This is a genomic window from Caulobacter sp. 05L422 (assembly GCF_056397765.1).
Map to the genome: position 1 here is coordinate 67,075 of NZ_JBFTOB010000015.1, position 24,304 is coordinate 91,378.

Consider the following 24,304-nt stretch of genomic DNA (forward strand, 5'->3'; position numbering starts at 1 on the left):
TCGCGATGCCGCCGAGCCCTAGGCTTCGGCTTCGTCGGGCATGCCCATCATGTGGAAGCCCGCGTCGACGTGGACGACCTCGCCGGTGGTCGAGCGACCCAGGTCCGATACCAGCCAAAGAGCCGCGCCGGCCACGCCCTCCATCGAGGTGTCTTCCTTCATGGCGCTGAACGCCCGGCCCTGGGCGATCATGCCGCGGCCGCCGGCGATGCCGGCCAGGGCCAGGGTGCGCATGGCGCCGGCCGAGATGGCGTTGCAGCGGATGCCCTTGGGGCCCAGGTCGCGGGCGATGTAGCGGGTCGCCGCTTCCAGGGCGGCCTTGGCCACGCCCATGGTGTTGTAGTTCGGGATGGTCCGCTCCGACCCCAGATAGGTCATGGTGATCAGCGAGCCGCCGTTCGGCATGATCTTCGCGGCGCGCTTGGCGACGTCCACGAAGCTGAAGGCCGAGATGTTCATGGCCAGCAGGAAGCCGTCACGGGTGGTGTTGTCGACGAACGAGCCCTTCAGCTCGTCCTTGTTGGCGAAGGCCACCGAGTGGACCACGAAGTCGATCGCGCCAAACTTCTCTTCAATTGCCTTGAAGGCCGCGTCCATCGAGGCGTCGTCGGTGACGTCGGCCGGGACCAGGGTGGTGACGCCGATGCTCTCGGCCAGCGGCCGCACGCGGCGCTCGAGCGCTTCGCCCTGGTAGGTGAAGATCATCTCGGCGCCCTGGGCGGCGAGCTGCGAAGCGATGCCCCAGGCGATCGAATTATGGTTCGCGACGCCCATGACGAGGCCCTTCTTGCCTCGCATCAGCTCGCCCTTGGGGAATGCGTAATCGTCGGCCATGGCTTGGCTCTCCTGGAATCCTTGAGCGCTAGCTAGCAGGCGCTCGTTGTTCGCGGAACCCTTCAGACGGGATCAATGTCGAGGCCTGCGGGCGACAGGCCGGCCCGGGCGCGGGTGTGGAGGGCCTGGAACGCTGCTTCCAGATGCCGGGCGAAGGCGACGGGGTCGAACACCGACGAGGTCCGCAAAGACTTGTCCAGGCGGGTTTTCAGCGCTTGGAGCGCCGCTCGATCCGAGGCCAGGCGCACGGCGGCGGCGACATAGGCCTGGACGTCCGGCGCGATCAGTTCGGGCAGGCCCAGCGCGGTCAGCAGGCTGGCGCCGACCCGGCTGGCGAAGCTCTTGCCTGGAAGGGTCAGGAGCGGAACTCCCATCCGCAGGGCGTCGCTGGCCGTGGTGTGGGCGCCGTAGGGCCAGGTGTCGAGCACCAGGTCGGCCAGGCCCTGGCGCGCCAGATGATCGGCGTGCGGGGCGGGCGCGGCGAAGATCAGGCGCTCGGGATCGATCCCCGCCTCCTCCGCCCGGGCCCGCAGGTTGGCGGCGACGCCGGGCGAGCCTTCGTAGAGCCACAGCACCGCGCCGGGCGCGCCGGCCAGGATCGTCATCCAGGCGGTGAAGGTCTCCGGCGTGATCTTGGCCGGATTGTTCAGGCAGGCGAACACGAGGGCGTCGTCCGGCAGTCCGGCGTCGGCGCGGCTGGCGGTCGCTTCGGGCGCGGCCAGGGCGTCATTGGGCTGGTAGAGCGGCAGGCGGACCACCGCCTCGCTCCAATCACCTTCCGCCCCCGGCGGCAGCACCACCGCGTCGGCGACCGCATAGTCGACATAGGGGGCCGCCAAAGTCCCGGGATAGCCCAGCCAGCTGACCTGAACCGGCGCGGCGCGATGGGCCAGGATTCCCGGCCGGCCGTCCTGGGTGTAGCCCTTCAGGTCCACCACGATGTCGACGCCCAACTCGCGGGCCAGAGACGCCACGGCGGCGTCGGACATCCGGCGCACGTCGATCCGGCGCTCGAACGTCGCGTCGATCCGCTCGCGCAGGGCGCCGCCCAGGTCGGGACCGTAGGACAGGGCGATAATCTCGAACCGCTCGCGATCGTGGGCCTCCAGCAGGCCGGCCATGAGCCGGGCGGTGGCGTGGTCGTGCAGGTCGGCCGACAGATAGGCGACGCGGATCCGGTCGCCCGGCGGGCGCGGCGGCCAGACGGGGGTCGGCGCGACGGGCGGCGCGGCCAGGCCGGCGACGACACGATGCAGGGCCGGGTCGTCGAACGCCGACAGGGCCGCGAACGGGCCGACGGCCGGCCGCCCCGCCTCCAGCTCGGCTCGGATGGCCGCCAACAGGGCCGCGTCGTCCCGCCAGTCGCAGACCAGGCGGCGCGCATGCAACAGGTCGCCGACGGCGCGGGGATGGCGGGGGTCCTGGGCGACCACCCGCTCCAGGTCCAGAGCCGCCTCAGCGGGTCGCCCGAGCAGCATCAGCAAGGCGGCGCGGTTGGCCAGGGGCTGGGGTTGATTGGGCGCGGCGGCGCGGGCCTGGTCGTGGGCCGCCAGGGCCTGGTCGAACCGGCCGAGGTCCGACAGCGCCCCGCCGCGATTGCACAGGGCGTCCACGAAGCCCGGCGACAGCGCCAGGGCGCGGTCGTAGGCCGCCAAGGCCTCTTCCGTCCGTCCGAGGCGGCGCAGGGCCACGCCCTGGGCGTTCAGGACCATCGGATTGGCGGGATCGGCCGCCAGGGCGGCGGCGCAGGCGGACAGGCCCTCCTCGAACCGCTCAAGCGAGACCAGCGCGGCGGCGCGCGCCGTCAGCACGCCGGCCCGGGCGGGATCCAGCGCCAGGGCGCGGTCGAGGGCGTCCAGGGCCTCCGCCGTTCGTCCCAGCGCCAGCCGCGACACCCCCAGCATGTGCCAGGCGGCCGTCGCGCCGGGATCGTCGCGGACCAGGCGCTCGCACAGCGCCGCCGCCTCGGCGGCACGGCCGGTCTGGTAGAGGTCGAAGGCTTGGCGCGCGGTCATGGCCTGAACCGCCCGCCCCGCCGGATCAGTCGGCCTTGCTGAAGATCAGCGTGCCGTTGGTGCCGCCGAAGCCGAAGCTGTTGGACATCACCGTGGTCAGCGGCTTGTCCGAACGCTCCAGCAGGATCGGCAGGTCGGCGAACTCGGGATCGAGGTTTTCGATGTTGGCGCTCTTGGCGGCGAAGCCGTTGTCGAGCATCAGGATCGAGTAGATCGCCTCCTGCGCCCCGGCCGCGCCCAGGCTGTGCCCGGTCAGCGACTTGGTCGAGGAGATCAGCGGGGCCTTGTCGCCGAACACGTCGCGGACCGCGCCCATCTCCTTGCTGTCGCCGACCGGCGTGGAGGTGCCGTGCGGGTTCAGGTAGTCGATGGTCCGGCCGCCGGCCTCGGCCATGGCGATCTTCATGCAGCGCGCAGCGCCCTCGCCGGACGGGGCGACCATGTCGAAACCGTCCGAATTGGCCGCGTAGCCGACCACTTCGCCGTAGATCTTGGCCCCGCGCGCCTTGGCGTGTTCGTATTCTTCCAGCACCACGATGCCGGCGCCGCCGGCGATCACGAAGCCGTCGCGGTCCTTGTCGTAGGCGCGGCTGGCCACGGCCGGACGGTCGTTGAAGTTGCTGCTCATCGCGCCCATGGCGTCGAACAGGCTGGACAGGGTCCAGTCCAGTTCCTCGCAGCCGCCGGCGAAGACGATGTCCTGCTTGCCCATCTGGATCTGCTCGGCGCCCGCGCCGATGCAGTGGGCGCTGGTCGCGCAGGCCGAGCTGATCGAATAGTTGATGCCGCGGATCTTGAACCAGGTCGACAGCACGGCCGACGGGCCCGAGCTCATGGCCTTGGGCACCGCGAACGGACCGATCCGCTTGGGGCCCTTTTCCTTGGTGGTGGCCGCCGCCTCGACGATCACCCGCGTGGACGGACCGCCCGAACCGACGATCAGCCCCGTGCGCTCGTTGGAGACCTCGGTCTCCTCCAGGCCGGCGTCGGCGATCGCCTGTTCCATGGCGATGTGCGCATAGGCCGTGCCGGGCGCCAGGAAGCGCGCGGCGCGGCGATCGACCAGGGCTTCCCAGCTGTCCAGCTTGACGCTGGCGTGAACCTGGCAGCGGAAGCCCAACTCGGCGTACTCCGGCGCGAAAACCACGCCGGACTTGGCTTCACGCAGTGAGGCGAGCACCTCATTGGCGTTGTTGCCGATGGACGAGACGATCCCCAGTCCGGTGACGACGACGCGACGCATGAATAATCCTCTTTTCTTCCCCCGATCCAGAAGGGGTCGACTCTAGAGCGGCCGACCCTGCGACTGGATCAAGACGCCATCTGCTCGGCGGTGAACAGGCCGACCTTCAGGTCCTTGGTTTCGTAGATGACCTTGCCGTCGGCTTCCAATACGCCGTCCGCGATGCCCATCACCAGCTTGCGCATGATGACGCGCTTCAGGTCGATCTTGTAGACGACCTTCTTGATGTCCGGCGTGACCTGGCCGGTGAACTTCACCTCGCCCACGCCCAGGGCGCGGCCGCGGCCGGGACCGCCGGACCAGCCCAGGAAGAAGCCGACCAGCTGCCACAGGGCGTCCAGGCCCAGGCAGCCGGGCATGACGGGGTCGCCGATGAAGTGGCAGGCGAAGAACCACAGGTCCGGATTGATGTCGAACTCGGCCTCGACATAACCCTTGCCGTACTTGCCGCCTTCGGACTCGATGCGGACGATGCGATCGAACATCAGCATCGGCGGCGCCGGCAGCTGGGCGTTGCCGGGGCCGAACAGTTCGCCTCGGCCGCAGGCCAGGAGCTCGTCGAAGGTGTAGGAACTTTGTTGCATGGCCTCGCCCTAGCACGGCGGCGGGCCGCGCCTCAATGTTACTTTCGGTAACGCGTGTGATCGCCAATCGCTGCCCAAGGGCTGAAACGGGGCGAAAACGTCCTATTCCTTGCACTGCACCTGAGGCGCGGCTCCCCAAATTTCACTTTGCGGCGCCCAGCCCGACTCGCCGTCGGCCTTCAGCTTGCACCAGCCCTTTTCGCAACGGTCGAGACCGGCGGTCGAGCGGCCGGCCAGATAGGCGCTGATCCGCGCGTCGGGCTTGGGCTGGGCCCGCAGCGCCAGGGGCGTGGGCTGGACGCGCATGGCGGTGCGGCGGCCGTCGGTGGTGCGCTTGTGCACCCAGGCCAGGTTGCCCTCGGGATCGCAGATCCTGCGCCACTCGCGGGTTTCGGCCACCACCTGCACCGGCATGCCCTTGGCCTTGTAGATCCACAGCAGGCGGTGCGCCTCGTCCGGCCCGACGCGCGCGTTCACCTCGCCGTACTTTAGCGACACGTAGCGCGGCACCTCCATGCCCGACGGCGTGACCTTGGGGCCTTGCGCCCAGGCGGCGCCCGCTCCGAGCACGGCCAGTCCGGCCACGACGAGCGTCAAGGCGCCGAGCGAACGATGTTTGCAATTCGTCGGCATGTTGCTTGGCCGCACCCGGCCCCTTTGCTACTGATTTCAAACACCCGCCTGGCGCCCCATTTGGGAAACGCCCAATTGGGGAAGGCTTTTCGAACCGCTCATGTCAGCTCGCAAGCTCAAAGTCATCGTCACCCGCAAACTCCCCGATCCGGTGGAGACGCGGATGTGCGAGCTGTTCGACACCCAGCTGAACGTCACCGACAAACCCTTGACGGCCGATGAACTGGTCGAGGCCATGAACCAGGCCGACGTGCTGGTGCCCACCATCACCGACCGCATCGACAGCCGCCTTCTGTCGCGATCCGGCGACCGCCTCAAGCTGATCGCCAATTTCGGGGCGGGCGTGGACAATATCGACGTCGCCACGGCCAATGCCCGGGGCATCATCGTCACCAACACCCCCGGCGTGCTGACCGAGGACACCGCCGACCTGACCATGACCCTGATCATGGCCGCCTCGCGCCGGATCGTCGAGGGCGCGGAGGTGGTCAAGGCCGGCGGCTTCCACGGCTGGTCGCCGACCTGGATGCTGGGCCGCCGCCTGTGGGGCAAGCGCCTGGGCATCATCGGCATGGGCCGCATCGGCCAGGCCGTGGCCCGCCGCGCCAAGGCCTTCGGCATGCAGGTGCACTATCACAACCGCAAGCCCGTCAGCCCGCGCATCGCCGAGGAACTGGGCTGCACCTATTGGGAAAGCCTGGACCAGATGCTGGCCCGGATGGACTTCATCTCGGTCAACTGCCCGCACACTCCCGCGACCTACCATCTGCTGTCGGCCCGCCGGCTCAAGCTGCTGCGGCCCCACGCGATCGTCGTCAACACAGCCCGCGGCGAGGTGATCGACGAAGGGGCCCTGGCGAACATGCTGGCGCGCGGCGAGATCGCCGGGGCGGGCCTGGACGTCTACGAGCACGAGCCGGCCATCAACCCCAAGCTCCTGAAGCTGCCCAATGTCGTGCTGCTGCCCCACATGGGCTCGGCCACCGTCGAGGGCCGCGTCGACATGGGCGAGAAGGTCATCGTCAACGTGAAGACCTTCATGGACGGCCACCGCCCGCCGGACCGCGTCATCCCGTCGATGCTCTGATCCCACAAGCTTGACCGCGTAGGCCAATCGCGCTCCTGTCGCCGGAGTTGTGTTCGGGGGCTTACATGATTTCTCGGCGTGGGGTGTTGGCCGGCGGCGCCGTCGCGCCGGCGGTGCTGGGCGCGGCCGTGGCGGCTCCGGCCGCCCAGATCCCTCCGACCCTCGACGAGCTTCTGGCCCCGTCCACCCTTCTGGGCGCGGCGCTCTCGCCGAACGGGACCCAGCTGGCGGTGCTGCGCGTGGAGCACGAGCGCGAGCAGCTCAAGGCCTACGTCCTGTTACAGCATACCGACCAGACCAAGGCGGCGCCGACGGTGGTGCTGATCGGGGACTACGACGTCCAGCGGATCGAATGGGCCAACGACGAGCGGCTGCTGATCTGGGTCGACGTGCACAAGGAGCTGGACGGCAGGCCCACCCGCGTCCGCTACGGCGACCTCTATTTCGACGTGCCCAAGAGCCGCATCCTGTCGATGAACCTGGACGGCTCGGAGTCCGCCCTGCTGTTCGGCCAGGAGGAGCGGCTCCTGCGCGAGTTCGACCTGGCCACGGTCGTCGACACCCTGTCCGACGATCCCAACCAGGTCCTGATGCAGGCCTGGGACAGCCAGAAGCTCTGCTACGTCCTCTACAAGGTCGACGTGCGGACCGGGGCGGCGACCTTCTTCGAGCGCGGGTCGCAGACGACCTACGGCTGGTTCACCCAGAACGGCGTGCCCGTCGTGCGCTTCGATTCCAACCGCCGAGGCACGGTGGTGTCGATGTTCACCCGCGCCCCGGGGGCGTCGGACTGGACCCTGTATCGCAAGCTGCGACGCGACGAGATGCGCAAGTTTTCCGATCTGGAGGTCGTCGGCTCGACGCCGGACGTCGGCGTCCTGCTGGTCGCTTCGGAACGCGACGGCGACGACGGCAAGGTGCTGCGGCGGTTCGACCTCAACAAGCTGGAGCTCGGCGACGCCGTCGTGGCCAAGCCGGGCCGCGACATCACCGGCGTGTTCATCGACGAACGCAGCCACCTGATCGCCGCCTCGTTCACCGAGGACCGCAACGACTACCTGTTCTTCGAACCTGGTCTGAAGACCCAGTTCGACCAGCTGTCGGCGGTGTTCCGCAACGACGCCAATGTCGGGTTCGTCGACGTCAGCCTCGACCACAAGCGCTTCGTGCTGAGCACCACCAACCCGACGGATCCCGGCTCGCTGTGGTTCTACGACGCGGCGGGGTCGCTGAACCTGCTGGGCCAGACCAAGCCCTGGCTGAACGGGCGCCTGGCGCCGATGAGCGTGCTGAAGCTGAAGAGCCGCGACGGCCTGGACCTGACCGCCTACCTGACCCTGCCCATCGGCGAGGCGACCGGACCACGGCCCCTGATCGTCGTCCCGCACGGCGGGCCGGAGATGCGGGACGACTACAGCTTCGACAACTTCGTCCAGGCCTTCGCGGCCAAGGGCTGGGCCGTCCTGCAGGTCAATTTCCGGGGTTCGGGCGGCTATGGCCGCGCCTTCGCCGACGCCGGCCGCAAGCGCTGGGGCGTCGAGATGCAGAACGACGTCGAGGACGCCCTGGCGGCGGCGCTGACCACGGGCAAGCTCGACACCCGCCGCGTGGCCATCTGCGGGGCCAGCTACGGCGGCTACGCGGCCCTGATGGGCGCGGTGAAGACCCCGGACGCCTATCGCGCCGTGGTCTCGATCGCCGGGGTCAGCCACCTCGACGATTTCCTGGCCAACGCCCGCGACGAGGACGGCGCGGATTCGCCGACCTACCAGTACTGGGTCAAGACGATCGGCGATCCCGTGGCCGACAAGGCCCTGCTGGCCGCCAGCTCGCCCGCCCTGCGCGCCCGCGAGATCAAGGCGCCGGTGCTGCTGATCCACGGAACCCTGGATTCGATCGTCCCGGTCGAACAGTCCAAGACCATGAACAGGGCGCTGAAGGCCGCCGGCGCCTCGGTCAAATACAACCAGATCGCCTGGATCGGCCACCGGGGCTGGGACCGGTTCACCACCCGCAATATCCTCAACCAGGCGATCGAGCACATCGCCAAGGCGTTCGACCAGGCCTAGCCGCCGCAGCTGGGACAGGCCGGGTCGGCGCCGATCCTCACCGTGCGGGTCTCGGCCGCCAGGGCGTCGTAGATCAGCAGGCGGCCGGCCAGGGTATGGCCGGCCCCGGTGATCGCCTTGACCGCCTCCAGGGCCATCATCGAGCCGATCACCCCGGCCAGGGCGCCGACCACCCCGACCATCGCGCAGGTCTCGGCGTCGGGCGGGGTCTCGGGCACCAGGCAGCGGTAGCAGGGCCGGCCCTGGAACACCCCGACCTGGCCGGTCCAGCGGCCCAAGGCTCCGCTGACCAGGGTCTTGCCCTCGGCCAGGCAGGCGTCGCTGACGGCGAAGCGGGTGGCGAAGTCGTCCGTGCCGTCCAGCACCAGGTCATACCGGGAAATCAGGTCGCGGGCGTTGGCCTCACCCAGCCATACCTGATGGGTCTCGACGCTCAGATGCGGATTCAGGGCGGTCAGGTGTTCGGCGGCCGCCTCGACCTTCGGCCGGCCCGTGTCGGCGGTGGCGAACAGCACCTGGCGCTGCAGGTTGGACAGCGCGACGGTGTCGGCGTCGACCAGGCCCAGGGTCCCCACCCCGGCGGCGGCCAGGTAGAGGGCGGCCGGGGCGCCCAGGCCCCCGGCCCCGACCACCAGGACCCGCGCCGCCTTCAGCTTCTGCTGGCCCGGTCCGCCGATCTCGCGCAGCACCAGATGGCGGGCGTAGCGTTCGACCTCGGCCTCGGAAAAGCTCATGGCGCTTGATATCCGTGCTGAGCCTCGCCAGATGCGAGACATGCAAAACAGCAATTCCTTCCCCGACTGGCACGGCACGACCATTCTGGCGGTGCGCAAGAACGGTCAGACCGTGATCGCCGGCGACGGACAGGTCTCCATGGGCCCAACCGTCGTCAAGGGCAACGCCCGCAAGGTGCGCCGCCTGGCCGGCGGCAAGGTGGTGGCCGGCTTCGCCGGGGCCACGGCCGACGCCTTCACCCTGATCGAACGCCTGGAAGCCAAGCTCGAGCAGTATCCCGACCAGCTGGCCCGGGCCTGCGTCGACCTGGCCAAGGACTGGCGCACCGACCGCTACCTGCGCCGGCTGGAGGCCATGCTGCTGGTGGCCGACGCGACCTCGATCTACACGGTCACGGGCGTCGGCGACGTGCTGGAGCCGGGCGAAAGCCAGGGCGGCGGCTCCGTCGCGGCCATCGGCTCGGGCGGCAACTACGCCCTGGCCGCGGCCAAGGCCCTGATCGACCAGGACCTGACGGCGGAGGAGATCGCGCGCCGCGCCATGGCCATCGCCGCCGAGATCTGCGTCTACACCAACGGCAACCTGACGGTTGAAACCCTCTGATTTCGCGGCGTTACGCGGAATTCACGAGCCACCGACCGCGCGCGGCGCTTAGCTGCGGGCGGGAGGGACCCCGATGCTCAAGACCGTTCTGATCGCTTCACTGCTGCTGGCCGCGCCGGCCCTTGCCGCCGAACCATCGCCCGCCGAGATCGAGAAGGCCGAGCGCGCCTTCGCGGCCGACGGCCTGGCCCTGGGCATCCGGGACTCGTTCCTCGCGCACATGGCCGACGACGCCATCATGTTCCGACCTGGCCCGGTCAGCGCCAAGGCGCTCTACGAGAAGCGCCCGTCCAGCAAGACGCCCAAGCTGGAATGGTGGCCGCAGAAGGTGGTGATCGCCCGCTCCGGCGACCTTGGCCTGTCGGTCGGCCCCTCCGCGGTCAACGGCAAGCGCGGCGGCTACTACGCCACGATCTGGCGCAAGGGCCCTGACGGCCAGTGGAAGTGGATCTACGACGGCGGGGCCGAGGCGGACGCCGCGAGGGCGCCCGACGCCTCGACCCCGGCGATCCAGGGCCCGACGGCCACGAAGGGCTCCAGATCGCCCGCCGAAGCCTTGACCGCCGTCCGTTCGGCCGAGACAGATCTGGCCAAGGCCGCGAGCGTCGACGCTCCCCAGGCCTATCGCGCCGCCCTGTCGTCCGACGCCTGGCTGACCGGCCCGGGCGGAACCGAAGCTCTCACGCCCGCCGACCTCGCCGCTCGGATCGGCCTGCGCCCAGCACGGATGACGATCAGGATGGACGGCGGCGGGGCCTCGGCGGCCGGCGACTTCGTCTGGACCCACGGGACGGCCGTTTGGACCGGCCCTTCTGAAACCCCGATCGACACGCACTATATGCATGTCTGGCAAAAGCGCCCCCAAGGGTGGCGCCTGATCTTCGAGACCTTGAACACGGACACATGACCGAATTCTCCCCCCGCGAAATCGTCTCCGAACTCGACCGCTACATCGTCGGCCATACCGACGCGAAAAAGGCCGTCGCCGTGGCCCTGCGCAACCGCTGGCGTCGCCGCCGGGTGCCCGCCGACCTGCGTGACGAGGTCACCCCCAAGAACATCCTGCTGATCGGCCCCACGGGCGTGGGCAAGACCGAGATCGCCCGCCGGCTGGCCAAGCTGGCCCAGGCGCCGTTCCTCAAGGTCGAGGCCACCAAGTTCACCGAGGTCGGCTATGTCGGCCGCGACGTCGACCAGATCGTCCGCGACCTGGTGGAGAGCGCCCTGTCCATGGTCCGCGACAAGCGCCGCTCCGGCGTGCGGGCCAAGGCCGAGGCCGCCGCCGAGGAGCGCATCCTCGACGCCCTGACCGGTCCCGGCGCGACCGCCGCCCGCGACAGCTTCCGCAAGAAGCTGCGGGCCGGCGAACTGGACGACAAGGAGGTTGAACTGCAGCTGGCCGACACCGGCGGCGGCGGCATGTTCGAGATCCCCGGCCAGCCGGGCGCCTCGGTGCTGAACCTGTCGGAAATGATGAAGTCGTTCGGCGGCGGCGGCCGCACCAAGACCCACAAGACCACCGTCACCGGCGCCTGGGCCCCGCTGATCGCCGAGGAAAGCGACAAGCTGCTGGACCAGGAGGCCCTGACCCAGGAAGCCCTGGAACTGGCCGAGAACCACGGCATCGTCTTCCTGGACGAGATCGACAAGGTCGCCAGCTCGAGCCAGCGCGGCGGCGCCGACGTCTCCCGCGAGGGCGTGCAGCGCGACCTGCTGCCGCTGATCGAGGGCACGACGGTCTCGACCAAGTACGGGCCGGTGAAGACCGACCACATCCTGTTCATCGCCTCGGGGGCCTTCCACGTGGCCAAGCCGTCGGACCTGCTGCCCGAACTGCAGGGCCGCCTGCCGATCCGCGTGGAGCTGAAGGGCCTGTCGCGCGACGACCTGCGCCGCATCCTGACCGAGCCGGAAGCCAATCTGATCCGCCAGCACCAGGCGCTGCTGCTGACCGAGGGCGTGACCCTGGTGTTCTCGGAAGAGGCCATCGACGCCGTCGCCGACGCGGCCGTGGCGGTCAACGCCTCGGTCGAGAACATCGGCGCCCGCCGGCTGCAGACCATCCTGGAGAAGGTGGTCGAGGAGATCAGCTTCTCGGCGGCGGATCGTTCGGGCGAAACGATCACGATCGACGCGGATTATGTGCAGTCGCGGATCGGCGCGCTGGCGGCGAACGCCGATCTGAGCCGGTTCATCCTCTAGTCGAACGCCGCCTGATCCGCCTCGACCTGGCGCGCGGCCCCCTTGGCGTGGTCGCGCAGCCAGTCGGGCGGCAGGCCTCGCAGGTGCGCGCCTAGCGCCTGAGCGCGCTCGCCGTCCCCCGCGTGGCAGGCGGCGATCTCGCGGCCCATGGCGATCAGCATGTCGGGCGACAGCAGGTCTTCGGTGGAGTCCTTGGCTTCGATCTTGCGGCTGTTGGGCGACAGGCGGCGGACCACCAGGCCGTCCGCGACGCGGTAGTGCGGATCGACGGCCCGGAACCCGCCCTCGGCCACATCGCCGGCGCGGATCGCCGGATCGCCGCCGTGCCGCAGCGTCCAGGCCGAGACGACCACCGCCTTGACCTCGCGCAGCACCGGACCGCCCCGCCAGTCGGCACGGGCGACGAACCGCGGCCGGCCCAGGCTGCCGACCCCGGCCGTGCGCGGGAAGGTCTCGAAGGCCTCGTCTGGATCCGGCAAGGCCGCGCGCAGGGCCTGGCGGTAGCGCGGCGGGATCGGACGCGACGGAGGCGCGGCGAACCTGTTCCAATAGGCCGCCCGCTCGGGCTCGGGCAGCATCACCGCCTTGCGCAGCCACTTGTGATCGCGCTCCAGGATGAAGGGCCGGGGGTCGGCCAGGCCGGCGGCGTAGCCCGCCAGGATCGCCTCGCAGATCTCGCGCGACCCGGCGTCCTCGTCGTTGCGAGCTAGCAGCGCGCTGGCGGCCAGGCGGACAAGGTCCAGCGGATAGGGCATGACCGCCGCGTCGTCGAAATCGTTGGCGCCCCAGACCAGCCGCCCCTCGGCGTCGCGCCAGCAGCCGAAGTTCTCGACGTGGGTGTCGCCGATCGCCAGGACCGGCGGGGCCGAGGCCAGGTCCGGGCAGGTCTCGAAGATCGTCTCCGCCCAGCGCCAGTAGGTCGCCCGCAGGAAGGGGAACGGGCCCTTGCGCATCTTGTCGTGCTTCTCGGCCAGGTCGGCCTCGACAAGGTCGCCGCCGAGCGCTGCGCCCAGCCAGGCCTCGTAGGCCTTGGCCGAAGCCTTGATCGAGGCGGTCATGCGCTGTTCCCGGCCCTGCTGGTGATTGGCGCCCAGACTAGGCCCTGGCGCCTCAGGCCGAAAGCCGGCCGCCGGCCTCCACCGCTTCCATGCCCAGCATCGCCGCCTTGCGGCCCAGGCCCCAGTGATAGCCGGTCAGCCGCCCGTCCTTGGCGATGGCCCGGTGGCAGGGGATCAGCAGCGAGATCGGATTGGCCCCGATCGCCCCGCCGGTGGCCTGATAGGCGCGCGGACTGCCCGCCCACGCGGCGATCTCGCCATAACTAGAGGTCCGGCCTGGTGGAATGCGCAGCAGGGCCTTCCAGACCTGGACGTTGAACGGCGAGCCGATCAGCACCACCGGCAAGGGCTGGTCGCCGCCGGCGAAGGCGTGGATGGCGGTCTGGGCCGCGACGGCGTCGTCCCGATGCCAGTCGGCCGCGGGAAACCTCCGGTGCATGTCCTCGAACGTCGCCTCGTCGTCGCCGTCCGAGAAGGCCAGGCCCGCCAGGCCGCGCGGAGCCATGACGAACAGGCCCTTGCCGTAGGGCGTGGGCGCCCAGCCCCAGGTCAGGTTGATCCCCTCGCCGCGCCGGCGCACGTCGCCAGGGGTGACGGCCTCCTGGGCGATGAACAGGTCGTGCAGGCGCGACGGGCCAGACAGCCCGGCGTCATAGGCCGCGTCGAGGACGCTGGCCCCCTCCTCCAGCGACTTGCGGGCCTCGGCGTGGGCGATGGCGGCCACGAAGGTCTTGGGGCTGACGCCGGCCCAGCGGCTGAACACCCGCTGGAAGTGGAACGGCGACAGGCCGACGGCCTGGGCGGCCTCGTCCAGCGACGGGCGCTCCTGCCAGCGGTCGGCCAGCCAGGCCAGGGCCTTGGCCATGCGGTCGTAGTCGGCCGACCGCTCGGACAGGTGGGCGAAGGCTTGCGAAGGGGAGATATCGAGGGCCATGGACAGAAGATAGTGCGTCGGGAGAACGCCGTCCGCCCGGTTCTTGCGCCTTCAGCCATGTCGTTCCGACCGAGCCTTCAGGATCGCCCGCTCCAGCGCCCGGGCGAAATCCACCCGCTCGGGCGGGCTGAGCGCCCGGCCCAGGGTCAGGCGCTTGCGCGACATCATCAGCCGCACCCGGGTCTCGTGCTCGCCCGGCTGGTCGACGCCCACGCGGGTGAAGGCGGTCGGCGAGGTCCAGATCACCCGCGCGCCCTTCTCGTCCTCGCGGCTGACCGTGACGGCCTCGGCGGTGACCCGCACCCGCTCGGACCGCTCGGCGGCCCGGAAGCTGGCGCGCAGAGCCAGGGCGACGGCCAGGACGTCCAGCCCCAGGAACGGCAGCACCGGCGGCGCGCCGACCACCAGCAGGAACGCCGCCACCATCAGGTTGAAGGCGATCATCACGCCCAGGACGACATAGAGCCCCCGCCGGCTCATCGAGCGGTTCGGCTTAATCACGGCGTCCATATACAGCGGCTGAGCCATGACGGCTGATTTAGGCTCGGCGCGACGGCTTGGCGAGGGGCGCGCATCACGGCATGGTCGCCGCCCATGGCCAAATCCCTCACGAAGAAACGCCCCGTCGCAAAGCGCGTCTCGCCGGCCGAGCGCGAGCGGGTCGAGGTGCTGTTCTCGCGGTTCGAGAGCCTGGAGGATCATCCCAAGACCGAGCTGCACTATTCCAACCCCTACACCCTGGTGACCGCCGTGGCCCTGTCGGCCCAGGCCACCGACGTCCAGGTCAACAAGGCCACCGGCCCGCTGTTCCAGGTCGCCGACAGCGCCGCCAAGATGCTGGAGCTGGGGGAAGCGGAGTTGACGCGATACATCGCCTCGATCGGCCTCTACCGGACCAAGGCCAAGAACGTCATCGCGGCCGCCCACATCCTGGTCGACCGCTACGGCGGCGAAGTGCCGCTGAACCGCCAGGCGCTGGAAAGCCTGCCCGGCGTGGGCCGCAAGACTGCCAGCGTGGTGCTCAACGAGCTGGACATCGAACCGGCCATCGCCGTCGACACCCACGTGTTCCGCGTCTCGCACCGCCTGAAGCTGTCGGCCGGCAAGACCCCGGACGCGGTCGAGGACGACCTGATGCGGATCGTGCCGGACCGCTACAAGACCCGGGCGCACCACTGGCTGATCCTGCACGGGCGGTATGTGTGCGTGGCGAGGAAGCCGAAGTGCGAGGTGTGCAAGATTTCGGATCTGTGTCCGTCTCGGGAGCTTTTTCTCGGCGCCTAGGCGGCGAACGTTGCCCCCTACGGATCGCTTCGCGATCGTCTTCCCCCACAGGGGGAAGAGGGCGGCCTCCGCCCCCTACGGGGGGCGAACAGGCGGCGGAGCCGCCAGGTGGGGGCAAGCGGGAGAGCTACAGCACCCTCAAGATAGCTGCAGCGAACGCCGCCCCGTCGTCGTGCACGTGCTCCAGGAACAGATCGGGCTCGATGGCCTCCAGCTCCATCAGCTGCGGCGCGCCGTCTAGGCCGCGGATCAGGTCGACCCGGGCATAGGTCAGGGGCGCGCCGGCCGCCTTCAGCACCATCTCGGCCGCGTGCAGGGCCTCAGGCTCGGGCGCGACGCCGCTGACCTGGCCGCCGAACTGCGGCTGGACGCGGAAATCGCCGGCCACGGCCACCTTGGTCACCGCATGGCTGAACGCGCCGTCGAAATAGAACAGCGACAGCTCGCCCTCCTCGCCCACGGCGGGCAGGAAGGGCTGGATCAGGGCCGGGCCCGTCGTGCAGCCCCTCATGCCGTCGGCGTGGCGCAGCTTGACGGTGTCCTGCGAGCCGCCCGAGATCTGCGGCTTGGTCACCAGGGTGTCGACGCCGAACACGTCGCGCGCGTAGTCGAGGGCCTCCTGGGTCAACCGGTCGACCGCATGGGTCGGCACAACCGGCGCGCCCTTGGCGGCAAGGTCGGCCAGATAGGTCTTGGTCGTGTTCCAGCGCAGCACCGAAACGGGATTGGCCAGGCGAGCGCCGGCCGCTTCCAGGGCGTCGAGCCGGGCGAACCATTCGTCGGACCGCAAGTGGTAGCCCCAGGCCAGCAGCGGCAGCACCACCCTGGCCCCGGCCGTGTCGGCGTCGACCCAACTGGCGGCCTCGACAGTCAAACCTCGCGCCCGCAGCGGCGTCGCCAGACGCTCAAAGAGACGCGACCAGCTGTTGGCGAAGCGGGGTTCGTCGGGCGCGGGGGTGAGAATAAGGACGTCGGTCATACTCTTGGCGGTAGAACGCCGTGCTCCTCCGGGCAAGGCTCGCGTTGCCTTGCGGCCTTCGATCCGGTACTTCGCGCGCGTCGCTCTTTCGAAAAAGGCCTTTCATGACCGCTCTCTACGACGTCGCCGCCATCGGCAACGCCATCGTCGACGTCATCGCCCAGTGCGACGACGCCTTCCTGGAGCGGGAGGGCCTGGTGAAGGGCTCGATGGCCCTGATCGACCCGGCGCGCGCCGCCAGCCTGTACGAAGTGATGGCCGCGGGCATCGAGGCCTCGGGCGGCTCGGCCGCCAACACCGCCGCCGGCGTCGCCAGCTTCGGCGGCAAGGTCGCCTTCATCGGCAAGGTCGCCGACGACCAGCTGGGCAACGTGTTCCGCCACGACATGAAGGCCATCGGCTGCGACTTCACCACCCCGTCGCTGGCGGAAGGCCCGGCCACGGCCCAGAGCCTGATCAACGTCACCGCCGACGCCCAGCGCACCATGTCGACCTATCTGGGCGCCTGCGTCGAGCTGAACCCGGCCGACGTCGACCCGGCGATCATCGAGGCCGCCCAGTTCTCGTATCTCGAGGGCTATCTGTTCGATCCGCCCGAAGCCCGCCGCGCCTTCGCCAAGGCCGCCGCCCTGAGCCACGGCGCGGGCCGCAAGATCTCCATGACCCTGAGCGACAGCTTCATGGTCGACCGCCACCGCGGCGCCCTGCTGGGCTTCATCGAAACCCAGTGCGACATCGTCTTCGCCAACGCCGACGAGGTCTGCTCGCTGTTCGAGACCACCGACTTCGACGCCGCCGTCCAGGCCCTGGCCGCCCGCTGCGAGATCGCCGCCATCACCCGCAGCGAAAAGGGCTCGGTCGTGGCCTCGAACGGGCAGCTTCACGAAATCTCGGCCTATCCGGTGGAAAAAGTCGTGGACACGACCGGCGCGGGCGACCAATACGCCGCTGGTTTCCTCTACGGCCTGTCCCAGGGCCGCCCGCTGCCGGTCTGCGGCCAGCTGGGCTCCCTGGCCGCCGCCGAGGTGATCGACCACTACGGTCCGCGTCCGCAGGTCAGCCTGCGGGAACTGGCCGCGAAGAACGGCCTCTAAGGTCAGAACGGACTCTAAGGAAGCCCATGGCCCGCACCGCTGAAGTGGTCCGCGAGACGAAGGAGACCCAGATCCGGGTCTGGATCGATCTCGACGGGACCGGCGCCTCGACGATCTCCACCGGCATCGGTTTCTACGACCACATGCTGGAGAGCTTCGCGCGCCACGGCGGCTTCGACCTGAAGGTCGAGACCAAGGGCGACCTGCATATCGACATGCACCACACGGTCGAAGACACCGGCATCGTGCTGGGCCTGGCGATCAACAAGGCGCTGGACGGCTTCAAGGGCATCCGGCGCTTCGGCCACGCCTATATCCCGATGGACGAGACCCTGACGCGCTGCGCCATCGACCTGTCCAACCGGCCCTACCTGATCTGGAAGGTCGACTTCAAGCGGCCCAAGGTCGGCGAGATGGACACCGAGCTCTTCAAGGAGTTCCACCACGCGTTCGCCATGAACTGCGGGGCGTGCGTCCACCTGGAGACCCTCTACGGCGACAACACCCACCACGTCGCTGAGAGCGGGTTCAAGGCCCTGGCCCGGGCGCTGCGTCAGGCGGTCGAGATCGACCCCAAGACCGGCGGCCATGCCCCCTCCACCAAGGGCGTGCTGTAGGGAATCTGATTTCATGCAGACCGTCGCCCTGATCGATTACGGGTCGGGCAACCTGCGCTCGGCCGAAAAAGCCCTGCGCGAGGCGGCCCGCCGCCACGCGATCGACGCTGACATCGTTGTCACCGCCGATCCCGGGATCGTGGCCGCCGCCCATCGCGTGGTCCTGCCCGGCGTGGGGGCCTTCGCCTCGTGCCGCGCCGGCCTGGACGCCTCGGGCGTCTACGAGGCCATGAACGAGGCCGTGCACGCCAAGGGCGCGCCGTTCCTGGGCATCTGCGTCGGACATCAATTGCTGGCCACCGAAGGCCTGGAGTTCGGCGTCACCCCGGGCCTCGACTGGATCGGCGGCCAGGTGAAGAAGCTGGAGCCCCGCGATCCGGCCCTGACCATTCCGCACATGGGCTGGAACGCGATCGCCTTCGCGCGCGGCCACGCCCTGTTCAAGGGCGTCGAGACCGGCGCCCACATGTACTACGCCAACTCCTTCGCCCTGACGCCGACCGACCCGGCCGACGTGCTGGCCACGACCGACCACGGCGGTCCTTTCACGGCCGCTGTGGCCAAGGGCAACGTGGCGGGCGTACAGTTCCACCCCGAAAAATCCCAAGCCGCGGGGCTCGCCCTGCTCGCCAACTTCCTGGAATGGCGCCCATGATCCTCTATCCCGCCATCGACCTGAAGGACGGCCAGTGCGTGCGCCTGCTGCACGGCGACATGGAAAAGGCCACGGTCTTCAACACCAGCCCGGCCGACCAGGCCGAGCGGTTCGTCAAGGACGGCTTCTCCTGGCTGCACGTGGTCGACCTGAACGGCGCCATCGAGGGCAAGTCGGTCAACACCGCCGCCGTGCAGTCGATCCTGGAGTCGATCTCGATCCCGGTGCAGCTGGGCGGCGGCATCCGCACCCTGGCGGGCATCGAGAGCTGGATCGAGGCCGGCGTGTCGCGCGTGATCCTGGGCACCATCGCCGTCCATGACCCCGAACTGGTCCGCAAGGCCGCCCGCCTGTGGCCCGAGCAGATCGCCGTGGCCGTCGACGTGCGCGACGGCAAGGTGGCGGTCGACGGCTGGACCGGCCTGTCGGACCTGGACGCCATCACCCTGGGCAAGCGCTTCGAGGACGTGGGCGTGGCCGCCCTGATCGTCACCGACATCAGCCGCGACGGCGCCCTGACCGGCGTCAATGTCGAGGGCGTGGGCGAACTGGCCGACGCGGTCTCGATCCCGGTCATCGCCTCGGGCGGCGTGGCCTCGGTGGCCGACATCGAGCGGCTGAAGGCCCGCGAGGGCGTCGAGATCGCCGGCGCCATCCTGGGCCGCTCGCTCTACGCCGGCACCATCCGCCCGGCCGAAGCCCTGACCATAGCGGCCGCCTGATGCTGAAGACCCGGATCATTCCTTGCCTGGACGTCAAGGACGGCCGGGTGGTCAAGGGGGTCAACTTCGTGGCCCTGCGCGACGCCGGCGACCCGGTGGAGCAGGCCCGCGCCTATGACGCGGCCGGCGCCGACGAACTGATGTTCCTGGACATCACCGCCTCCAGCGAAGGCCGCGGCCTGATCCTGGACGTGATCTCCCGCACCGCCGAGGTCTGCTTCATGCCGGTCTCGGTCGGCGGCGGCGTGCGCCAGGTGAGCGACATGCGCCGCCTGCTGCTGGCCGGCGCCGACAAGGTCTCGGTCAACACCGCCGCCGTCGAGAACCCCGACCTGGTGGCCGCCGGCGCCGACGCGTTCGGGGCCCAGTGCGTGGTGGTGGCCATCGACGCCAAGCTGCGCGAGGACGGTTCGGGCTGGAACGTCTGGACCTATGGCGGCCGCAAGGACACCGGCATCGACGTGGTCGAGTGGGCCGCCAAGGTGGTCGAACGCGGCGCGGGCGAGATCCTGCTGACCTCGATGGACCGCGACGGGGCCAAGATCGGCTACGACATCCCGCTGCTGAAGGCCGTGACCGGCGCCGTGACCGTGCCGGTGATCGCCTCGGGCGGCGCGGGCAAGACCGATCACCTGGTCGAAGCCGCGCGCGACGGCCATGCCGCCGCCGTTCTGGCCGCCTCGATCTTCCACTTCGGCGAGATCAGCATCGGCGAGGCCAAGCGGGCCATGGCCGACGCCGGCATCCCCGTGCGCCTGGACGATCTGAAGGGGGCCGCGTGAGCAAGCTGTTCGAGGTTTTGGAGCGCCTGGCCGCGACGATCGAAGCCCGCAAGGGCGGCGATCCGGCCACGTCCTACACCGCCAAGCTGCTGAACGACCCCGCCCTGGCCGCCAAGAAGCTGGGCGAGGAAGCCGTCGAGACGGTGATCGCCGCGGTGGCCCAGGGGCCTGACGCCCTGGCCAGCGAAAGCGCCGACTTGCTGTACCACTGGCTGGCCCTGATGGCGGCTTCGGGCGTCTCGCTGGACGCGGTGGCGGAGAAGCTTGAGGCCCGCGAGGGGATTTCGGGCGTCGCCGAGAAGGCTTCGCGCCCCTCTTAGGCCCTCCCCCTATGGGGGAGGCGATCGCGAAGCGATCGGTGGGGGGATATTGGAGCGGTGGGTCTACTCCCCCCTCCGGCCCATTCGGGCCGCCTCCCCCACAGGGGGAGGACCTAAATCAAACCTTCGGCGGCCGACGCTTCAGCGCCACGTACAGCGCCCCGTCGCCGCCGTGCCGCTTATCAGCCGGCGACACCCCCGCCACGATGTCCCGCAGCGCCGGGCCGGCCAGCCATTCGGGCGTGCGGGCCTTCAGCACCCCGACCCCCAGCTTGCCCTTGCCGGTGACCACCAGGGCGGCGCGGTGACCGTCCTCCCAGGCGCGGCGCAGGAAGGCCTCCAGCACCGGCCGGGCGCGGTCCTGGTCCAGGCCGTGCAGGTCCAGCCGAGCCTCCAGCGGCGTGTGCTCGCGGGCGATCTTGCGCTTGCGGTTGGGCTCGATGCCTTCCAGCGGTCCCGGAACACGCTTGGCGCCCGCCGGCTTGATCGTCTTGGGGTCGACCAGCAAGGGCGCCATCGGCTGCAGCGTGGTCGGCTGGATCAGCGACTTCTCGGCCTTGGGCGTCCAGCCGGCCGCCTTCTGGGTCGTCTTGGCCTTCACCGTGGCGGTGACCATGCCCCACAGGCGCATCTCGTCCTGGCGCGGGGGGCGCTTCACGACCTCTAGCCTCGGGGAACCAGGCGGTAGAGGCGCAGCTCGTGGCGCACGCGCCCCGCCTCGGCCCCGGCCGCCGCGCCCGTGCCCGTGTAGAGGTCGGCCCGCACGTCGCCCTTGATCGCCCCGCCGACGTCCAGCGCCACCGCCAGGCGGCGATAGGTCGGGAAGGCGCCCGTCAGCTTCGGCGCGCTGGCGTCCAGCCAGTAGAGCTCGCCCAGGGCGTGCTTGCTGGCGTCCACGGCGATGGCCCGGCCGGCCGGCAGCGGGATCCCCGCCGCGCCCACCGCCTGCTTGCCGTCGTCGGGCAGGGTCTGGAAGAACACGTAGCGCGGGTTCAGTTGCATGATCGCATCGGCCTCGGGACCGCGATGGTCGGCCAGCCAGGTGCGGATGGCGTCGCCGGAGGTGTTGTTGTCGGGCAGCAGACCCTTGTCGCGCATCGGCGTGGCGATGCCGACGAACGGGCGGCCGTTATGGGCCGCGAACGCCGCGCGCACCCGGCGACCGTCCGGCATCACCAGGATGCCCGAGCCCTGGATCTGCAGGAAGAACAGGTCCTCCGGCCGCATCCAGGCCAGAGGCCGGGTCTCCGGCGTCGCCTCGATGGTCGCGCGGTCCGGATAGGGCAGCACCTGGCCGCCTTCGATCTCGCCGGCCACCTTCTTGCCCGTCAGGCCCGGATCGAACTGGGCCAGGTCCAGGGTGACCAGATCGGCCGGCTTGCCGCGCATCGGCGCGCTGAACTCGGCCGAGCGCGACATCCGCGCCTCGTATTCCGGGGCGAAATAGGCGGTCAGCAGGCCCTGGCCGGGGACGGCCTCGGGTCGGAAATTGGCTTCGAGGAATCGGCGGGCGTCGTCATCACCGTTAAGGCGCTCGGCGCGGGCCTTGCGGCACACCTCGATCATGGCCCGGTCCTTGGCCACGCCGCAGCCCAGGCGGAAGGCATCCAGGGCCCCGAGATGGTCTTCCTGCGACCAGCCGGCCAGGTCGTTGAACGACAGAGCGCCGGGGCCCGGCGGCGTGACCGGCGGCATGGTCGGACCGGGACCCGGCATCACCGGTCCCGTCGGCGTAACCGGCGCGGTCGTACAGGCCGCCAGCGCCAGAAGGGCGAAGGCGGCGGCGACGAAACCTTGGCGCATCACGCCTCCGCGACGTCGACGCGGACCAGGGTCCAGTTCGGGTTCTTGCTCTTCAGGTCGCGCTGGAATGTCCACAGGTCGGCGGTGCGACGATCGTCGACCGCATCGCCTTCGGCGCTGGTCGAGCGGGTGCGGATCTCGGCCAGGATGCGGACCACCGCCTTGGCGACGTCGCCCTCGACCGTGATTGAATCCAGGTCGGTGCGCGGCGTGACCAGGAATTCGGCCTTCTCGGTGCGGTTCTGGGCCTCGCGAGCCGCGATGGCGGCCTCGAAATTGGCCATGACGTCCGGCGCCAGCAGCGGCTTCAGCGTCTCGCGCTCGCCGGCGGCGAAAGCCTTGACGATCATCTCGTAGGCCTGGCGGGCGCCGCTCAGGAAGTGGCCGATGTCGAAGTCCGCCTGACGCGCGCGCAGAGCGGCCAGGCCCGACAGGGCTTCCGGCGGCGCTTCGGGCGCCTTCAGGTCACGCGTCGGGGCGTTGGCGGGAACCACCGCGGGGGCGTCCTCCGGCTGACGTCCGACCCGGCGACCCAGGGTGGCGTAGAGCTGGTAGAGGATGACCGCGGCCAGAGCCGCCAGGATAATCCATTCAAACACGATATTTTCCGCTCACTCGGCCAAGGCGCCGCCCATTGCCTATATAGGCGATAACGGGCTCGCGCGTCAGGCGCCTGGCGTTGCGCGCCAGCCGCCCGCGTGTTAGCAGCCCGGCTCTCTCCTAGCGGCCAATTTCGACGCCGAATACGGATTTATCGCACATGACCGACACGACCGCCGCTCCGCCCGCCGCTTCGGACGACTCCGCGGCCACCGAAACGGGCATCCGCATCATCGCCCAGTTCGTGCGCGACTTCTCTTTCGAGAGCCCGCACGCCCCCGACTCCCTGCGCGCCGGCGGCGCTCCGCCGGCCATCGACATGGGCGTCGAGATGAACGCCCGCGGCCGTCCCGACGGCCTGTTCGAAGTGGACCTGAAGCTGTCGGCCCGCGCCACCCGCGACGAACAGCCCGTGTTCCACGTCGAGGTGATGTACGGCGGCCTGTTCCACATCGCCGGCGTGCCGGAAGACCAGCTGGAGCCGGTGCTGCTGATCGAGTGCCCGCGCTTCCTGTTCCCCTACGCCCGCCGCCTGATCTCGGACGTCACCACCGAAGGCGGCTTCCCGCCCTTCCTGATCGACCCGATCGACTTCGCCGGCGTCTACGCGGCCCGCAAGGCCCAGGCCGAAGGCGTGGTGGTCGGCAACGCCTGATCAACGGGCTGAGCGCTGAAAGACAAAAGCCCCGGTCGCTCGAAGCGGCCGGGGCTTTTTCTTTGCCTGGACGGGGACAGTCGCATGCGACTGTCCCCAAGCGTGGATCATGGCTGCAGCCGATAGCCGCCCATTTCGGTGATCAGGATCCGCGCCACGGCCGGGTCGGGCTCGATCTTCTGGCGCAGGCGATAGACGTGGGTCTCCAGCGTGTGGGTGGTGACCCCGGCGTTGTAGCCCCAGACCTCGGTCAGCAGTTCCTCGCGCGACACCGGCTTGGAGCCGGCGCGATAAAGGTACTTGAGGATGTTGGTTTCCTTCTCGGTCAGCCGGACCTTCTTCTGCTTCTCGTCGATCAGCAGCTTGGCCGACGGCCGGAACTCGTAAGGGCCGATGCGGAACAGGGCGTCTTCCGAGGCCTCGTAGCTGCGCAGCTGGGCGCGGATGCGGGCCAGCAGCACGCCGAAGCGGAAGGGCTTGGTCACATAGTCGTTGGCGCCGGATTCCAGGCCCAGGATGGTGTCGCTGTCGCTGGCCGCCGCCGTCAGCATGATCACCGGCGCGGTGACGCCGTTCTTGCGCATCAGGCGGCAGGCCTCGCGGCCGTCCATGTCGGGCAGGTCGACGTCCAGCAGGACCAGGTCGGGCTTGAGCTCCTTGGCCATCCGCACGCCCTCGCCGGCCGTCGGAGCCTCGGCGACCGCGAACTCCTCGTGGAGGGCGAGCTGCTCGGCCAGAGCTCCGCGCAGATCATCGTCGTCGTCGACCAGGAGAAGGGTTTTGCGTTGCGCCATGA

27 protein-coding genes are annotated in these 24,304 nt (G+C 69.8%); 13 read left to right on the forward strand and 14 right to left on the reverse strand.

Annotated elements, in window-relative coordinates; all coding sequences use genetic code 11:
• Nucleotides 1–18 precede the first annotated feature (18 nt).
• The 5 genes from AC1DMQ_RS15355 to AC1DMQ_RS15375 all read right to left on the reverse strand — a co-directional run bounded on the left by AC1DMQ_RS15355 (nucleotide 19) and on the right by AC1DMQ_RS15375 (nucleotide 5,309).
• Nucleotides 19–834 (reverse strand): enoyl-ACP reductase FabI, encoded by an 816-nt coding sequence (locus AC1DMQ_RS15355; protein ID WP_477034420.1) that lies wholly within the window; start codon nucleotides 832–834, stop codon nucleotides 19–21.
• 62 nt (nucleotides 835–896) lie between these two features.
• Nucleotides 897–2,849, reverse strand: coding sequence for an O-linked N-acetylglucosamine transferase, SPINDLY family protein (locus tag AC1DMQ_RS15360; protein WP_477034421.1), 1,953 nt, complete (start codon nucleotides 2,847–2,849; stop codon nucleotides 897–899).
• 25 nt (nucleotides 2,850–2,874) lie between these two features.
• The gene (fabB, locus tag AC1DMQ_RS15365; RefSeq protein WP_477034422.1) at nucleotides 2,875–4,092 is read right to left on the reverse strand and encodes a beta-ketoacyl-ACP synthase I; all 1,218 of its coding nucleotides are present in this window, start codon (nucleotides 4,090–4,092) and stop codon (nucleotides 2,875–2,877) included.
• 68 nt (nucleotides 4,093–4,160) lie between these two features.
• Entirely contained in the window at nucleotides 4,161–4,676 is a 516-nt protein-coding gene (gene fabA, locus AC1DMQ_RS15370; RefSeq protein ID WP_477034423.1) for a 3-hydroxyacyl-[acyl-carrier-protein] dehydratase FabA, read from the reverse strand.
• A gap of 102 nt (nucleotides 4,677–4,778) precedes the next feature.
• Entirely contained in the window at nucleotides 4,779–5,309 is a 531-nt protein-coding gene (locus AC1DMQ_RS15375) for an SH3 domain-containing protein (protein WP_477034424.1), read from the reverse strand.
• Nucleotides 5,310–5,409: 100 nt separating this feature from the next.
• Between AC1DMQ_RS15375 and AC1DMQ_RS15380 the strand changes: the two genes are divergently transcribed.
• Both AC1DMQ_RS15380 and AC1DMQ_RS15385 read left to right on the forward strand, forming a co-directional pair.
• Nucleotides 5,410–6,396 carry a 2-hydroxyacid dehydrogenase gene (locus tag AC1DMQ_RS15380; RefSeq protein WP_477034425.1) on the forward strand — a complete coding sequence of 329 codons (987 nt, stop codon included), beginning with the start codon at nucleotides 5,410–5,412 and terminating at the stop codon, nucleotides 6,394–6,396.
• Nucleotides 6,397–6,461: 65 nt separating this feature from the next.
• On the forward strand, nucleotides 6,462–8,465 hold the full coding sequence (locus AC1DMQ_RS15385) for an alpha/beta hydrolase family protein (protein ID WP_477034426.1): 2,004 nt from the start codon (nucleotides 6,462–6,464) through the stop codon (nucleotides 8,463–8,465).
• On the opposite strand, the gene AC1DMQ_RS15390 is transcribed toward AC1DMQ_RS15385, so the two are convergent.
• Nucleotides 8,462–9,199 carry a HesA/MoeB/ThiF family protein gene (locus AC1DMQ_RS15390; protein ID WP_477034427.1) on the reverse strand — a complete coding sequence of 246 codons (738 nt, stop codon included), beginning with the start codon at nucleotides 9,197–9,199 and terminating at the stop codon, nucleotides 8,462–8,464. The genes AC1DMQ_RS15385 and AC1DMQ_RS15390 overlap by 4 nt on opposite strands.
• A 31-nt stretch (nucleotides 9,200–9,230) precedes the next feature.
• Between AC1DMQ_RS15390 and hslV the strand changes: the two genes are divergently transcribed.
• From hslV to hslU, 3 genes are all read left to right on the forward strand, one after another.
• Complete coding sequence (gene hslV, locus AC1DMQ_RS15395; RefSeq protein ID WP_477034428.1) at nucleotides 9,231–9,803, forward strand: ATP-dependent protease subunit HslV; 573 nt, start codon at nucleotides 9,231–9,233, stop codon at nucleotides 9,801–9,803.
• Between the two features lie 73 nt (nucleotides 9,804–9,876).
• Nucleotides 9,877–10,710 (forward strand): DUF4440 domain-containing protein, encoded by an 834-nt coding sequence (locus AC1DMQ_RS15400; RefSeq protein WP_477034429.1) that lies wholly within the window; start codon nucleotides 9,877–9,879, stop codon nucleotides 10,708–10,710.
• On the forward strand, nucleotides 10,707–12,005 hold the full coding sequence (gene hslU, locus AC1DMQ_RS15405; protein ID WP_477034430.1) for an ATP-dependent protease ATPase subunit HslU: 1,299 nt from the start codon (nucleotides 10,707–10,709) through the stop codon (nucleotides 12,003–12,005). The genes AC1DMQ_RS15400 and hslU overlap by 4 nt, the downstream gene beginning before the upstream one ends.
• Here the strand turns inward: hslU and AC1DMQ_RS15410 are convergent.
• From AC1DMQ_RS15410 to AC1DMQ_RS15420, 3 genes are read right to left on the reverse strand one after another with little or no spacing between them, the layout of a single operon-like run.
• The gene (locus tag AC1DMQ_RS15410; RefSeq protein WP_477034431.1) at nucleotides 12,002–13,063 is read right to left on the reverse strand and encodes a DUF2252 family protein; all 1,062 of its coding nucleotides are present in this window, start codon (nucleotides 13,061–13,063) and stop codon (nucleotides 12,002–12,004) included. The two genes, hslU and AC1DMQ_RS15410, sit on opposite strands and share 4 nt — an antisense overlap.
• A 52-nt stretch (nucleotides 13,064–13,115) precedes the next feature.
• Nucleotides 13,116–13,997 carry a methylated-DNA--[protein]-cysteine S-methyltransferase gene (locus AC1DMQ_RS15415; protein ID WP_477034432.1) on the reverse strand — a complete coding sequence of 294 codons (882 nt, stop codon included), beginning with the start codon at nucleotides 13,995–13,997 and terminating at the stop codon, nucleotides 13,116–13,118.
• A gap of 51 nt (nucleotides 13,998–14,048) precedes the next feature.
• On the reverse strand, nucleotides 14,049–14,525 hold the full coding sequence (locus tag AC1DMQ_RS15420; protein ID WP_477034433.1) for a DUF2244 domain-containing protein: 477 nt from the start codon (nucleotides 14,523–14,525) through the stop codon (nucleotides 14,049–14,051).
• Nucleotides 14,526–14,591: 66 nt separating this feature from the next.
• Between AC1DMQ_RS15420 and nth the strand changes: the two genes are divergently transcribed.
• Nucleotides 14,592–15,281 (forward strand): endonuclease III, encoded by a 690-nt coding sequence (gene nth / locus AC1DMQ_RS15425; RefSeq protein ID WP_477034434.1) that lies wholly within the window; start codon nucleotides 14,592–14,594, stop codon nucleotides 15,279–15,281.
• A gap of 127 nt (nucleotides 15,282–15,408) precedes the next feature.
• Here nth and AC1DMQ_RS15430 read toward each other — a convergent pair whose 3' ends face one another.
• Nucleotides 15,409–16,260: an ATP-grasp domain-containing protein gene (locus AC1DMQ_RS15430; RefSeq protein ID WP_477034435.1), complete on the reverse strand. Its 852-nt coding sequence runs from the start codon at nucleotides 16,258–16,260 to the stop codon at nucleotides 15,409–15,411.
• 104 nt (nucleotides 16,261–16,364) lie between these two features.
• On the opposite strand from AC1DMQ_RS15430, the gene AC1DMQ_RS15435 reads away from it, so the two are divergent.
• The 6 genes from AC1DMQ_RS15435 to AC1DMQ_RS15460 are packed head-to-tail and all read left to right on the forward strand — an operon-like array spanning nucleotide 16,365 to nucleotide 20,450.
• On the forward strand, nucleotides 16,365–17,354 hold the full coding sequence (locus AC1DMQ_RS15435; RefSeq protein ID WP_477034436.1) for an adenosine kinase: 990 nt from the start codon (nucleotides 16,365–16,367) through the stop codon (nucleotides 17,352–17,354).
• A 26-nt stretch (nucleotides 17,355–17,380) separates the two neighbouring features.
• Nucleotides 17,381–17,971 (forward strand): imidazoleglycerol-phosphate dehydratase HisB, encoded by a 591-nt coding sequence (gene hisB / locus AC1DMQ_RS15440; protein ID WP_477034437.1) that lies wholly within the window; start codon nucleotides 17,381–17,383, stop codon nucleotides 17,969–17,971.
• Between the two features lie 13 nt (nucleotides 17,972–17,984).
• On the forward strand, nucleotides 17,985–18,626 hold the full coding sequence (gene hisH, locus AC1DMQ_RS15445; RefSeq protein ID WP_477034438.1) for an imidazole glycerol phosphate synthase subunit HisH: 642 nt from the start codon (nucleotides 17,985–17,987) through the stop codon (nucleotides 18,624–18,626).
• Nucleotides 18,614–19,348 (forward strand): 1-(5-phosphoribosyl)-5-[(5-phosphoribosylamino)methylideneamino]imidazole-4-carboxamide isomerase, encoded by a 735-nt coding sequence (gene hisA / locus AC1DMQ_RS15450; protein WP_477034439.1) that lies wholly within the window; start codon nucleotides 18,614–18,616, stop codon nucleotides 19,346–19,348. Before hisH ends, hisA begins: the two co-directional genes overlap by 13 nt.
• Nucleotides 19,348–20,130: an imidazole glycerol phosphate synthase subunit HisF gene (gene hisF / locus AC1DMQ_RS15455; RefSeq protein ID WP_477034440.1), complete on the forward strand. Its 783-nt coding sequence runs from the start codon at nucleotides 19,348–19,350 to the stop codon at nucleotides 20,128–20,130. The genes hisA and hisF overlap by 1 nt, the downstream gene beginning before the upstream one ends.
• On the forward strand, nucleotides 20,127–20,450 hold the full coding sequence (locus tag AC1DMQ_RS15460) for a phosphoribosyl-ATP diphosphatase (protein ID WP_477034441.1): 324 nt from the start codon (nucleotides 20,127–20,129) through the stop codon (nucleotides 20,448–20,450). Before hisF ends, AC1DMQ_RS15460 begins: the two co-directional genes overlap by 4 nt.
• Before the next feature lie 118 nt (nucleotides 20,451–20,568).
• Here the strand turns inward: AC1DMQ_RS15460 and AC1DMQ_RS15465 are convergent, their stop codons facing one another.
• The 3 genes from AC1DMQ_RS15465 to timA are packed head-to-tail and all read right to left on the reverse strand — an operon-like array spanning nucleotide 20,569 to nucleotide 22,852.
• Nucleotides 20,569–21,108, reverse strand: a complete 540-nt coding sequence (locus tag AC1DMQ_RS15465) for a Smr/MutS family protein (protein WP_477034442.1) — start codon at nucleotides 21,106–21,108, stop codon at nucleotides 20,569–20,571.
• A 5-nt stretch (nucleotides 21,109–21,113) separates the two neighbouring features.
• A complete protein-coding gene (locus tag AC1DMQ_RS15470) occupies nucleotides 21,114–22,256 on the reverse strand; it encodes an MltA domain-containing protein (protein WP_477034443.1) in 1,143 nt (380 codons plus the stop codon).
• A complete protein-coding gene (gene timA / locus AC1DMQ_RS15475; protein WP_477034444.1) occupies nucleotides 22,253–22,852 on the reverse strand; it encodes a TIM44-related membrane protein TimA in 600 nt (199 codons plus the stop codon). The genes AC1DMQ_RS15470 and timA overlap by 4 nt, the downstream gene beginning before the upstream one ends.
• A 161-nt stretch (nucleotides 22,853–23,013) precedes the next feature.
• Here timA and secB point away from each other — a divergent pair, with 161 nt between their 5' ends.
• Nucleotides 23,014–23,508: a protein-export chaperone SecB gene (secB, locus tag AC1DMQ_RS15480; protein WP_477034445.1), complete on the forward strand. Its 495-nt coding sequence runs from the start codon at nucleotides 23,014–23,016 to the stop codon at nucleotides 23,506–23,508.
• A 107-nt stretch (nucleotides 23,509–23,615) separates the two neighbouring features.
• On the opposite strand, the gene AC1DMQ_RS15485 is transcribed toward secB, so the two are convergent.
• Nucleotides 23,616–24,302, reverse strand: a complete 687-nt coding sequence (locus tag AC1DMQ_RS15485) for a response regulator transcription factor (RefSeq protein ID WP_028039644.1) — start codon at nucleotides 24,300–24,302, stop codon at nucleotides 23,616–23,618.
• Between the last annotated feature and the right edge of the window lie 2 nt (nucleotides 24,303–24,304).